The following is an 11,843-nucleotide window of genomic DNA, read 5'->3' as shown; positions in this document are numbered from 1 at the left end:
GGAGCCGGACGAGCGCATTCCGGTCAATCGCTATTTCGACGGCAGCGCCATCTATCCCGGTCATTTCAAGCAGGACTGGAACCGCTCCTACGTCATGGAGCCGGAGGGCAAGCCGGTCGGCGTCGCCGTGTTCCTCCACGGCCTGACGGATTCGCCCTACAGCCTGCGCCATATCGCCCGGCAGTACCGCGATCGCGACTTCCTCGCCATCGCGATCCGGCTGCCGGGCCATGGCACGGTGCCGGCCGGACTGACCGAGGTCGAATGGGAGGACTGGCTGGCGGCGACGCGTCTGGCCGTGCGCGAGGCAAGGCAGCGGGTCGCTCCCGATCTGCCGCTGCATCTGGTCGGCTTCTCGAATGGCGGCGCGCTCGCGCTGATGTATGCGCTCGACGCGATCGAGAACAGCGAGCTCGCGCGGCCGGACCGGCTCGTCCTGGTCTCGCCGATGATCGGCATCACCGCCTTCGCGCGCTTTGCCGGCCTGGCCGGGCTGCCCGCACTGCTGCCGGCCTTCGCCAAGGCGGCCTGGCTGAGCGTCCTGCCCGAGTTCAACCCGTTCAAGTACAACTCGTTTCCGGTCAACGGCGCGCGGCAGTCGCATCTGCTGACCAGTGCCTTGCAGCAGAAGATCCTGCGGCTGGCGCGCGACAACCGCCTCAAGGATCTGGCACCGCTCATCAGCTTCCAGTCGGTGATGGATTTCACCGTGAGCACGCGGGCGATCATCGCCTCGCTCTATGCCCATCTCCCGGCCAATGGCAGCGAGCTCGTGCTGTTCGACCTGAACCGTTCGACCAAGTTCGGGCCGCTGCTGAGCTCGGCCTCCGACACGCTGCTGACCCGCATGCTGCCGGCCGCGCCGCGGAATTTCCGCGTCGCGGTCATCACCAATGCCAGCCCCGAATCCAGCGCCGTCGTCGAGCGGGTGACGGAAGCCGGCGCGACCGCGGAGACGGTGCGCGATCTCGGGCTGTCCTATCCGTTCGACGTCTTTTCGCTCTCCCATGTCGCCCTGCCGTTCCCGACCAGCGACGCGCTCTACGGTCTCCATCCCGATCCGGGCGAGGATTTCGGCATCAAGCTCGGCTCCGTCGCGGCGCGGGGCGAGCGCGGCACCCTGGTCGTGAACCTGGATTCGCTGCTGCGGATGTCGTCGAACCCGTTCTTCCCCTATCTGATCGACAGGGTCGACGAGCCCTTGCGCGGCGCGACGCCGGCATCCACGGCGGTGCCGACCGGCAAGTAACGGCCGGGCAAGTAAGCGGCGGACTCGTTTTCAGAACCGCCAGATCAGCGGAACGTAGAACACCGACATGATGAAGAACCAGATCATCAACGGCGTGCCGAGCTTCCAGTAGCTGCTGAAGCTATAGCCGCCCGGGCCCATCACCATCAGGTTGGTGGCCGTGGCGATCGGCGTCAGGAAGGAGGCCGCGCCGGCGACGCACAGGCTCATCATGATCGGCCGCGGCGAGACCCCCATGCTGCTCGCCGCCGCCATGGCGATCGGGATCACCAGCATCGTCGTCGCCGTGTTGCTCATGATCTGGCCGAGGCTCGCGGTCAGCACGAAGAGTCCGGCGAGGAAGACGAGCGGGCCGGCACCGCCGGTCAGCGCGACGAGGTAGTCGGCCACCAACTGGGCCGCGCCCGACTGCACCATGGCGGTCGAGAGCGGCATCATCGCGCCGACGAGGATCACCGTGGTCCAGTTGATCGCGCGATAGGACTGCTCGACCGAGACGGTGCCGGCGAGGATCAGCACGCAGGCCGCGGTGATCCCTGCGACCGCCGGCGGCACGATGCCGGTGGCGAGCATGAGCACGAGGCCGGCGAGCGCCGCGACCGCGACGCCGGCGCCGGCTCCCATCGGCACGGCCTGGCGCCTGACGAGGTCCGGCGAGTTGACCACCAGCACATCGGGATCGTCGAGCCGCAGGTCGAGCGCCTTCCAGCTGCCCTCCAGCAGGATCGTGTCGCCGGCCTGGAGCACGTCGCCCGGTTCGAGCTCGGCGCCGGCACGCTGCACGGCCAGCACGACGAGGTCGCCGCTATCGGTGACCATGCCGGGGAACATCGCGCGACCGATCAGGGCCGAGCGCGGCGGGATGACGACTTCGGCGAGGCCGGAATGGCGGCTGAACAGGCTCTGCTCCTCGTCGGCGGCATCGTCGCGCAAGGCGAGGTGCTTCTCGGCCGCGAGGTTCGCGACCGCCTCGGCATCGCCCTTGACCAGCAGATAGTCGCCCTCGGAGAGCGCGGCCGCGCGCAGCGGTGTCGCGGAGGCGCCGGCCTGCACCGCCATCAGCTCGAGCCGCGGATCGCCGCCCAAGTCCACCGCTGCCGGCGCCAGGCCGACATAGGGCGAGCTGGCGCGCACGCGAAGCCGGAAGACGCCGTCGCGGAGCCCGTAATGCTCGACCAGCGTCTGGGCATGGCGGCTGAAATCGGCGGGCAGCCGCGCGCCGCTCTGTTCCGGCAGCAGCCGCCTTCCGAGCAGCAGGATGATCGCCATCGTGCCCAGGAGCAGCGGCAGCCCGACCAGCGCGAACTCGGCGAACCCGAAGCCCGGCAGGCCGGTATCCTCGAGCGCCTCCGAGACGAGGATGTTCTTCGGCGCGCCGGTGAGCAGCATGTTCGCGCCGGCATGGGCGGAGAAGGCGAGCGGCATCAGCAATTGCGAGGGCGACTGGCGCAGCCGGATCGCCGCCATGACCACGACCGGCATCAGCGCGGCCACCGCCCCGCCGCCGCTGATCAGCGCGGTCAGGCAACCGGCGGCCGTCATGATGATGACCAGCAGGCGCGTGCGGTTGTTCTCGCCGGCCTTGGCGATCAGGAGCTGTCCGGCCCAAACCGTCACGCCGGTCTTCTCGAGCGCGGCGCTGACGATGAACAGGCTGGCGATAAAGAGCACGGCGCGATCGCCGAAGCCCGCAAGCGCCTGCTCCAGCGTGACCGCCCCCGCCGCCCAGAGCGACAGGGCGGCGGCGAAGGCGACGACGATCACCGGCAGCCTGTTCCAGGCGAACAGGGCGATCGTGATGGCGATGATGATCGCGGTGCTCTCGATCGGGCTCACGTTTGGCGTCGTCCTGTGCTGAGGAGCCTCGAGCGTGGTTCGAGGCAAGGGCCAGGCTCGGTGACGCCGGCGCGAGAGAGTGTATCGGAGCCCTTTGCGGACACCAGAATGTCGCATCGCGGCATGGATCAGCCTCCGAGCATCATCGCCCCGCCGAGCAGGACTGCGATCAGCAGGAGCGACAGGCCGGCGACCGGCCAGCGACGCAAGGCCACATCGGCCAGCTGGATGCCGAGGATCAGGCGGTCCAGCGCCGGGCCACCGGCCTTCGCCAGGACGACGATATCGCCTTCCGGAAGCGCTCCTTGCAGCTTCGGAAGCCGGGTGACGAGCAGCATGGCCAGCGCCCCCGCCGCCATCGGCCAGAGCAGCTTCCAGAGTGCCTCGGCCTGGAACAGGCTCTGCACCGGCTCGCCGCTGACGGCGGGATAGAGCGACCAGGGGATGACCAGCGAGGCTGCTGCGACCACGAGCCAGGGCAGCATCTGCCCGGGGGGTGCCGAGGCTTCGGGGTTCTGCCGCGCATCGCGCAGGACGGTGATCAGGAAATGCAGCATCAGCAGCGTGCTGCCGGCTGCGGCGAAGGCCATGGCGCCGCCGAGGAGCCCGGAGCCGAGCATCGGCTTGGTCGCGAGCTTTGCCAGCGCGCCGCTGGTCAGCGGCATGCCGCCGAGGCTGAGCGCCAGGATGGCGGTGAGCAGCAGGACGAGGCGCAGGCGTGCGCCGCCCGTCGCGGCCAGGATGCCGACGGCCAGGAAGAGCGCGCCCTTCACCAGCGTGTGATGCACCGCGTAATAGGCGGCAAGCGTCGTCGCCCCGGGGTCGGCGTTTTCGAGGCCGGCGCCGATTAGCACGGCGAGCAGGCCCATCTGGCTGACCGTGGAATAGGCGAGGATGGTCTTGGCGCGCGCCTGCGTCACGCCGACGGCGACGCCGTAATAGGCGGTGACGAGGCCCAGGGTGATCAGGACCGTTCCCCAACCCGGCAAGCCGGCCTCGAAGGGCAGGAAGCGGATCAGCCCGATCACGCCGGCCTTGACCACGACACCGCTGAGCACGGCCGATGCCGGCATCGGGGCGGCCGGGTGGGCCAAGGGCAGCCAGACATGCAGCGGGACGAGCCCCATCTTCAACCCGAAGCCGAGGATCAGGAGCGTCACGATACCGCCCTGCATCGGTGACGAGGGCAAGGTCGCGACGACGTCGCGGATCAGCGGATTGGCATCGGGATGGCCGGCCGCCAGCATGACGAAGGCCAGAAGCAGGCAGGCTTCGCTGAGCAGGGCCAGGATGACATAGACGACGCCCGCCTTGTGGGCGCTCGCCGTCTGTTCGTGGACGATGAGCCCGTAGGCGGCCAGGCTGACCAGCGTGTAGATGAGGTAGAAGCTCGCGACGTCGCCGACGATGAAGACGCCGAGGCTTCCGGCCAGGGTCAGCAGCCACCAGACCGCGAAGCGCGTCGTCGCCGGCTTGCGGCCCATATAGGAGGAGGCGTAGGCACCGGCTGCGCTCCACAGCAGGGCCGCGCCGCCGAGCAGCATGGCGCCGGGCCGATCGAGCACCAGTGACATCCGGAACGGGGCGGGAAAAAGGACGAAGCTGCCGTCCGGGGTGATGAACGCGGCCAGCAGCGCCGGGAGCGGCGCGAAGGCGAGCAGGAACGGCGCGCGGGCGCGGACACTGCGGGACAGGCAGCAGCCTGCCATGGCGAGCGGCACGAGCAGCGCCGCGGCGAGGACGAGGCCGGCGGCCGTCATGGCGCGACCACCGTCAGGCTGTCCGGCCGGCCCAGGAGCAGGAACCCGAAGGGCTGGAGCGGCACGAGGCCGAGCAGGACCGCCGCCAGCGCCAGGGCCAGCGCCGCCAGTTCGAGCCGGCGCGGAACCGGCTTGCAGACGGCGAGCGGGATCGCCGGCGTCGCCAGCGCCCGGTCGACGACGCGGAAGACATAGCCGCCGGCGAGGAGGCCACCGGCCAGGATCGTGGCTGCGAGCCAGGGGTGGCCGCCGGTGACGGCCGCCGTCAGCAGCAGGCATTTCGCGACGAATCCGCCGCTCGGCGGCAGGCCCATCAGCGACATGCCGGCGAGGCCGAAGGCCACCGCGCTGATCGGCAGGACCCGGCCAAAGCCGCCGAGACCGGAGATGCGGTCATGGCCGAAGGCCTCGGCGATGACACCTGCCGCCAGGAACATGGCGGCCTTGGCGAGCGCGTGCGAGACGAGCTGGAGCGCCCCGCCGGTCCAGGCGATCGTTCCCGAGGGCGGCAGCGTTTCGGTGCCGGCGGCGAGCGGGAAGACGATGAAGAGATAGCCGATCTGGGCGACCGTCGAATAGGCGATCATCAGCTTCAGCCGGGCCTGCCGGAGCGCAATGACGCTGCAGAACAGAATGGAGGAGGCGCCGAGGATCGCCAGGAGCTGCCCGGCATAGGCCGCGGCCTGCGGCGGAGCGACGTCAAGGACGAGCCGCAGGATCAGGAAGAACGGCGCCTTGATGACCAGCGCCGAAAGGATCGCGCTCGCGGCGGCCGGGGCGCCGGCATGGGCCGGCGGCAGCCAGAGGTGGAGCGGGAACAGGGCCGCCTTGGCGAGAAGGCCGGCGATCATCAGCGCCAATGCCAGCGAAAGCGCCGGCCCGTCCGCGCTCATGCCGGCGAGAAGGCGGATGTCGAGCGTGCCGAAGCTGCCATAGAGCAGCGCCGTGCCGAGCAGATAGAGCAGCGAGCCGAGCAGCGCGAACAGCAGATAGCGCAGCGCCGCCGCCACGGTCTCTTTACGGCCGTCGAGACAAACCAGCGGCACGGCGGCGAAGGTCAAGAGTTCGATTGCGACGTAGAGGTTGAACAGGTCCTGGCCGATGAAGATCGCGTTCAGCGCGCTCCAGACCGCCATCAGCAGGATCCAGAACGTCGTCGGCGCCCGGCCGTGGCGCGTCGCCGGTTCGAGCCGATGCTGCGCGTAGGCGAAAAAGCCGGTAGCCGCGACGACCAGGGCCGTCATCGCCAGCATGGCCACCGAGAGCCCGTCGGCCCGCAATGCGAGCCCGAGCGGCGGCTGCCAGCCACCCACGACATAGGTGAGCGCGGCGCCGGTCTGCAGGAGTTCGGCCACGATGGCGATGGCGACGGCGAGGCCGGCGGCCAGCGCCGCCAGCGCGATGCGCGCGGTCTGGCGCGGGCCGAGGGCCAGCATGACGAGCACCGCGACCGCCGGAAGGATGACGGCCAGCACCAGCAGGAAGCCGCCCGGCGTCGTCGCGTAGGCGGGGGCCGCTGCGAGCGCGCTCATGGCCCGCTCCGCGGCAGAGGCTCCTGCTCCGTTTCGAGCGTCTCGCGCCCGGTCAGGTCGAACAGCCTTTGCAGCAGGGCGACGGCGAGCGCCGTGGCCGAGAAGGCGACGACGATGCCGGTGATCACCATGGCCTGCGGCACCGGATCGCCGTCGAAGCCGGCGCCTGCCCCGCGCCGAGCAACGGCACCGAAGACGAGGAAGATGCCGGAGCCCAGGATGTTGAAGCCGACGATCCGGCGCAGGAGCCCCGGATGGGTGATCACCACGAACAGGCCGATGCCGACGAGGGCTGCGCCGCACAGGCCAAACAGCGTCGCCGGATCAAGCGATTGAGCGCTCATCGGCCCGGCGCCGTCTGCGCGGGTCCGGCGACGAGCAGGCCCAATGTCGCGCCGATCGACAGGGTCAAGGCCGCCTCGATGCCGACGATCAGCGGCTTGGCGATGCTTTCCGGATAGGAAAGGAAGCCATCGGCGATCGCGAAGCCGAGGAAGCCGATCGCCAGGAACAGCGCCGGGCCGCCGACCAGCACGAGCCGCAGCGCCAGCCTTCGCGTCTCAGGTGCGGGACGCAAGCCGGCCAGCATGACGAGCAGCCACATCGCGGCGAGCACCGTGCCCGCCTGGAAGGTCCCGCCCGGCGCATCGGCGCCGACCCAGAACATGTAGACCGCGATGAGAACGCCGAAGGGCGGCAGCATCTGCGCGAGATAGGCGAGCGGCTCGGGCACGACGGCCGGGCGCAGGCTCGGGGCGCCGCCCCAGAGCATGTCGGGGGCGAGCGACCAGATCCCGATCAGTGCCAGGATGAGGACGACCTTCTCCAGCAGGGTATCGAGCGCGCGATAAGCGAGCAGGACGGCCGTGACCGGATTGCCGAGGCCGGTGCCGGGGAGAGCCGCCGCGGCGGCCGGTGCCAGCGTCGGGGCCGGAGCGGGGAAGGTAAGGACGACGAGCGCGAGGCCTGCCGCGACACCGGTGCAGGCGATCGCCGCCAGCGCCGTGGCGCCGCGGCTCGTCGAAGCGCCGCGGCTCTTCGAGGTGCCGCGATTCTTCGAGGTGTCGCTTGTCTTGCCTGTGCGCAGATGCGCCTCGGCCCGCAACAGCAGCACGCCGGTGACGCCGCCGCCGATCGCCGCCTCGGTCAGCGCGACGTCGATCGAGGCGAGCCGGGTCCAGCCGAGCCCGAGCAGCAGCCCGAAGGCGATGAAGCTCACGATCGCGTTCCGGTCGTCGCGGACGCAGGCGATGTGCAGCGCCAGCGCCAGCAGCCCGGCGACGAGCGCGAGGTCGAGCAGCAGGGTCATGAGCCGGACTTGCGACGGTGCACGGCGCCGGCGATGAGCTGGCTCGCGGTCGCAGCGGAAAGCTGTGCCAGCAGCCAGACGCAGACCAGCTTCAACGCGCCGGCGGTGCTCGTCGCCTGCGGCAGCAGGCCGAGCACGATCAGTCCGAGCCCGAGATTATCGGCCTTGCTGAGCGCGTGCAGGCGGCTCAACGTGTCGGGAAAGCGGATCAGGCCAAGCGTGCCGGCAAGAAACAGGATCGCCCCGGCGCCGATGGCGAGGAGCGTGAAAGCATCGACCAGCGAGATCATGCCCTTTCCTCCGTCGGCGATGGCGGGTCGGGCTCGCGGCCCGGCCGGCCAAGCGTGAAGGCCGCGCAGGAAAAGGTCGCGAACAGCATCAGCAGCAGGGCGACATCGGTCATTGCGGCAGAGCCGGAGGCGGCACCGAGCAGCAGCACGGCGGCAGCGCCGCCCGTGCCGAGCAACTGAACCGCCATCATCCGTTCGATCGCGAGCTCGGCGCGCAGCACCTTGAACAGCCCGAGCGCCGTGACCGCCAGGATGAAGAGCGCCGCCGCGACCAGGATGTCAGCCACGGCCGCCTCCCTCCTGCAGAATGCAGCGGAAGGCGGTCTCATCGGCGGCGACCTCGTCCAGGACCGGTTCGCGCAGGTCGAGGCAGTGGATCAGCAGCGTGCCGTCCGGCTCCGCAGCGACCGGCAGCTTGCCGGGCTGAAGGCTCATCACGGCGCAAAGGGCACGGCGGGCCGTGCCGGCCGGCAGCGAGGTGCGACAAGTCACGAATCCGGGCGCCAGAGCGGGCCGCAGCGCAAAGGCGCGGCGCGCCACATCCACTCCGGCGACGACCGACTGGAGCAGGAAGCGAATGACGAAACGCAGCAGGCCGAGAGGGCTGATCGTCCCGGCTGCCGGCCAGAGGCTCTCGCTCGTCCAGGCGGCGCAGGCGGCAGCGACGATGCCGATCGGCAGGTCCTTGGGCGCGGCACCGATCAGGACGACCCAGAGGGCGAGAAAGCCGGCTCCCCTGACCAGGATCGATAAGAGCGGGCGTGGGCCGAGCGCTGTCGTCATGGCCATCCACGATTGGAAAAATCGGCGAATACTACCTTAATTGCCTGATAATAAAGTAGCATTCGCCCTATTGACGGTCATCGACCGCCTGTCCCACTTCTGTGCCTGGTGTCCCAATCTGCCGGCGCCGGCGCTGCGCCGACCTTGAGCCGCGTGCAAGGCGAAGGCATTGGCGATATGTGCTTGGAGGTGGCCGGATCGTTCGGTCCTGGGTGTCGTGGCGGGGGCGAGACATGACAGTTCGACGCCGCTTGCCGCCGACCGGCAGGTTTGTCCTCGGTCGCAGCGGGCTGTCACGATGATCATCGAGCCGCGCGGCGGCGATGCCGAGGACGATGCCAGCAGCACCAAGAAGCGCTCGCTTCTCGCCATCGCCGGCAGCCTGCTCGGGGAAATCAACCTGCCCAAGCTCGCCTTGGCCTGGATCATCCTTGCCGGCCTGCCCGGCCTGCTGCTCGGCCTCGCGCCGCTTGTCGTCACCGCGTGGTTCGCGTCGGTCTCCGACAGGATCACCGCGCTCGTGAGCATCGGGCCGCTCTTGCTTCTCGTGCTGGTCGCGGCACTGGGCTGGTTTGGCGTCCGCCCGCTGTTTCGTGCCGCCGAGCGCAGCTTCTGGTCGCTGAACTCGCTCGCGGTCCAGCCTTGCTATGCCTTGTGCCGGGAAGGCCTGCGCCATCTGGCCGAGCGCTTTCTCTCGCTGAATGCCAGCGAGGACCGGCGCGCGAATCTGCGGGCCGCGACAGCTCTCGGCGCCGGCCTTGGCGCCTGTGCCGTCGCTGCCGGCCTGGCCGCGCTCGCCTGGCCGTCGACGCGCTGGTCCGGCGAGTTCGCGGACCTTGCCCAGCCGCTGCGCCTGGTCGTTCCCGCGCTTGCCAACACCATCGTGCTGATGGCCGGCTATCTGGCGGTCGCTTCGCTCGCCTGGGGCGTGGCCGATGCGAGCATGGACCAGCCGCGCGATCTTGCGGCGTTCGACGAGGCGCCGCCCTCCGCCGCCAGATGGCGCGTCGCTCACCTCTCCGACATCCATGTCGTCGGCGAGCGCTACGGCTTCAGGATCGAGAGCGGGCGGGCCGGGCCGCGCGGCAACGAGCGGCTCGCCCTCGTTCTCGACAGGCTCGCCCAGATCCATGCGCAGGATCCGCTCGACCTCGTCCTGATCACCGGCGACATGACCGATGCGGGCCGGTCCGCGGAATGGGCGGAGTTCCTCGAGGCCCTGGCGCAGCATCCTGCGCTGGCGGAACGGGTCTTCATCCTGCCCGGCAACCACGACGTGAACATCGTCGACCGCGCCAATCCGGCCCGGCTCGAACTGCCGACGAGCCCCGGCAAGCGGCTGCGGCAGATGCGGACGCTCTCCGCGATGGCCGCGGTCCAGGGCGAGCGGGTCCATGTCCTCGACCGGGGCAGGACCCGGCTCGGCGGGACGCTGTCGGAGGCGCTGGAGCCGCATCGCCGCACGATCGCGAGCTTCGCCGATGCCGGCACCCTTCGCCTGTCGGCCGGGCTGGCCAATATCTGGGCCGATGTCTTTCCGATGCTGCTGCCGCCCGCAGACGAGGAGGGCCTGGGACTGGTGCTGCTCAACTCGAACGCCGAGACGCATTTCTCCTTCACCAATGCGCTCGGGCTGGTGGCGGAGGAAGACATGCAGGCGATGCTCGCGATCCTCCGCCAGTTTCCGAAGGCGCGCTGGATCATCGCGCTGCATCATCACCCGGTCGAGTATCCCAGCCCGGCCAAGGCCTTCTCGGAGCGCATCGGCACGGCGCTGATCAATGGCAGCCGCTTCGTGCGCCAGCTCAAGCCATCGGCCCGTCGCCTCGTCGCCATGCACGGGCATCGCCATATCGACTGGATCGGGCGCTGCGGCCCGCTGAAGATCGTCTCGGCGCCGTCGCCCGTCATGGAAGCGACGGACGACCAGCCGACGAGCTTCTACATCCACACGCTGGCGGCGGCGACGGATGGCGGGCTCGCGCTGCTCGAGCCGCAGCGGATCGAGATCGCGCCGGAGCCGCTCGCAAGCTTCACGCCTTGAGAGGCGGTGCGTCCTTCTCGGGCGAGCCGAAGAGCTCCGCCAGCCACAGGCTCGAGGGATGCTGGGCGCAGAAGGTCAGGAAGGCGATGGTGATCGGCACGCCGATGAAGGCGCCGAAGACGCCCCAGAGATAGCTCCAGAAGAACACCGAGAACAGGACCATCGCCGGCGAGATCGAGAGTGCGCTGCCAGCGACGCGCGGCTCGATATAGCTGCCGACGACGAACTGGATCAGGTTGAGGCAGGCGAAGAGGGCGACCACGGCCTGCCATGACCCGAACTGCGTCATCGCGAACACCGTCGGGAACACCGTCGCGACCAGCGGGCCGAGGAAGGGGATGTAGTTCAACGAGAAGGCGATGAAGCCCCATTCGGCCGCGAGCGGCAGGCCGACCAGCGTGGCGAAACCCCAGACGAGCAGGCCGGTGACGACGCTCATCAGGGTCCTGACCAGCATGTAGCGGCGGATCTTGCCGGCGGTGGCGGCGCTGCCCCGGAACAGGACCTCGCCGGTCTCACGGTTGCGCATGGCGCGCACCTTGCGCCCGAAATCATCGACCTCGAGCAGTCCGAGGATGACGTAGACCAGCACGACGAGCCAGAAGCTCATCGTCGTGTTGAGCCGGCCGGTGATGGTCTGCGCCGTGCGCAGCATCCAGCTGACATTGAAGTTCTCCGACCAGACGCCCGCGACCGCGATGCCATGCCCCTCGAGCCAGGTCGTCATCTGATCGTAGAAGAGCTGGAAACGCGCGGCGTCGCTGACGATCCAGCGGCCCACCCGGCCGAAGGCCCAGACGATGAGCGAGCCGAAGGCCGCGAAGGCCACGACCATGATCACGACGCTGATGGCGAGGGCCAGCATCCGCGGCAAGATGGCCTGCAGGGCCTTCTGCAGCGGCCAGACGAGGGCGATGATGAAGAGCGCGAACGCGACGGGCGCGAAGACCGAGCTCGCCACCGACAGGGCGGCTACCACCAGGATGGTTGCGATCAGAACCTGCGCACCTTGAAAAATCTTGCCGGTTGTCATCTGGGTT

General features: G+C 69.5%; 11 protein-coding genes. 2 read left to right on the top strand and 9 right to left on the bottom strand.

Annotated features, from left to right (window positions below; all coding sequences use genetic code 11):
- Nucleotides 1-1,249, top strand: a 1,249-nt coding sequence (locus V6M56_RS13060) for an alpha/beta hydrolase (RefSeq protein ID WP_332684320.1), incomplete at its 5' end; no start/stop codon positions are given.
- 30 nt (nt 1,250-1,279) lie between these two features.
- On the opposite strand, the gene V6M56_RS13055 is transcribed toward V6M56_RS13060, so the two are convergent.
- From V6M56_RS13055 to V6M56_RS13020, 8 genes are all read right to left on the bottom strand, one after another.
- A complete protein-coding gene (locus tag V6M56_RS13055) occupies nt 1,280-3,085 on the bottom strand; it encodes an SLC13 family permease (protein WP_332684319.1) in 1,806 nt (601 codons plus the stop codon).
- Between the two features lie 128 nt (nt 3,086-3,213).
- Nucleotides 3,214-4,845, bottom strand: coding sequence for a complex I subunit 5 family protein (locus tag V6M56_RS13050; RefSeq protein WP_332684318.1), 1,632 nt, complete (start codon nt 4,843-4,845; stop codon nt 3,214-3,216).
- Nucleotides 4,842-6,377 carry a complex I subunit 5 family protein gene (locus tag V6M56_RS13045; RefSeq protein WP_332684315.1) on the bottom strand — a complete coding sequence of 512 codons (1,536 nt, stop codon included), beginning with the start codon at nt 6,375-6,377 and terminating at the stop codon, nt 4,842-4,844. Before V6M56_RS13045 ends, V6M56_RS13050 begins: the two co-directional genes overlap by 4 nt.
- Nucleotides 6,374-6,721, bottom strand: coding sequence for an NADH-quinone oxidoreductase subunit K (locus V6M56_RS13040; RefSeq protein WP_332684313.1), 348 nt, complete (start codon nt 6,719-6,721; stop codon nt 6,374-6,376). The genes V6M56_RS13045 and V6M56_RS13040 overlap by 4 nt, the downstream gene beginning before the upstream one ends.
- Complete coding sequence (locus V6M56_RS13035; RefSeq protein WP_332684311.1) at nt 6,718-7,686, bottom strand: MnhB domain-containing protein; 969 nt, start codon at nt 7,684-7,686, stop codon at nt 6,718-6,720. Before V6M56_RS13035 ends, V6M56_RS13040 begins: the two co-directional genes overlap by 4 nt.
- Nucleotides 7,683-7,976, bottom strand: coding sequence for a cation:proton antiporter (locus tag V6M56_RS13030; RefSeq protein WP_332684309.1), 294 nt, complete (start codon nt 7,974-7,976; stop codon nt 7,683-7,685). The genes V6M56_RS13035 and V6M56_RS13030 overlap by 4 nt, the downstream gene beginning before the upstream one ends.
- A complete protein-coding gene (locus V6M56_RS13025) occupies nt 7,973-8,263 on the bottom strand; it encodes a monovalent cation/H+ antiporter complex subunit F (protein ID WP_332684307.1) in 291 nt (96 codons plus the stop codon). The genes V6M56_RS13030 and V6M56_RS13025 overlap by 4 nt, the downstream gene beginning before the upstream one ends.
- The gene (locus V6M56_RS13020; protein WP_332684306.1) at nt 8,256-8,759 is read right to left on the bottom strand and encodes a Na+/H+ antiporter subunit E; all 504 of its coding nucleotides are present in this window, start codon (nt 8,757-8,759) and stop codon (nt 8,256-8,258) included. Before V6M56_RS13020 ends, V6M56_RS13025 begins: the two co-directional genes overlap by 8 nt.
- A 298-nt stretch (nt 8,760-9,057) precedes the next feature.
- On the opposite strand from V6M56_RS13020, the gene V6M56_RS13015 reads away from it, so the two are divergent.
- Nucleotides 9,058-10,803, top strand: a complete 1,746-nt coding sequence (locus V6M56_RS13015) for a metallophosphoesterase family protein (protein WP_332684305.1) — start codon at nt 9,058-9,060, stop codon at nt 10,801-10,803.
- Here V6M56_RS13015 and V6M56_RS13010 read toward each other — a convergent pair.
- Nucleotides 10,793-11,836, bottom strand: coding sequence for an AI-2E family transporter (locus V6M56_RS13010; protein WP_332684304.1), 1,044 nt, complete (start codon nt 11,834-11,836; stop codon nt 10,793-10,795). The two genes, V6M56_RS13015 and V6M56_RS13010, sit on opposite strands and share 11 nt — an antisense overlap.
- Nucleotides 11,837-11,843: the final 7 nt, after the last annotated feature.

It is taken from the genome of Allobosea sp., assembly GCF_036675845.1.
Classification (GTDB): domain Bacteria; phylum Pseudomonadota; class Alphaproteobacteria; order Rhizobiales; family Beijerinckiaceae; genus Allobosea.
Note: the sequence above shows the minus strand (reverse complement) of the source record. Positions and strands in the feature narration are given on the sequence as shown.